Source organism: Acetomicrobium sp. S15 = DSM 107314, from assembly GCF_016125955.1.
GTDB lineage: Bacteria > Synergistota > Synergistia > Synergistales > Thermosynergistaceae > Thermosynergistes > Thermosynergistes pyruvativorans.
Window position 1 is genome coordinate 1 of sequence record NZ_JADEVE010000051.1, and the last position, 304, is coordinate 304.

Consider the following 304-nt stretch of genomic DNA (forward strand, 5'->3'; position numbering starts at 1 on the left):
GCTTTCATCAGGCGGATTTTAGTTTGTTTTATCCGATAAAGGCATTATCGAAGGGAGGTTTTAACGATGAGGATTTTTCTTATGGTCATTCATGTGATATCCTGTACTGTTTTAATTGATGTTATATTATTACAGCATGATGATCCCTCCGATCAGCCAGGAGACGCAGAGCAACCGCCCGTGGGCAGGGCCGAAGATAAGCCTCGCCATATGGGGAACCAAAGGCCCACGAAGCCTATGACGCCGCAAAAAGAAACGACGACGGCTGTGGCGCACGAGGAGACCAAAAGCAGGAGGGCTCTCA

At 48.4% G+C, this 304-nt stretch carries 1 protein-coding gene; it reads left to right on the top strand.

What is annotated here, in order from left to right; genetic code table 11:
* Positions 1-66 precede the first annotated feature (66 nt).
* On the top strand, positions 67-304 hold a 238-nt coding region (gene secG / locus EZM41_RS13335; protein WP_232618902.1), incomplete at its 3' end, for a preprotein translocase subunit SecG.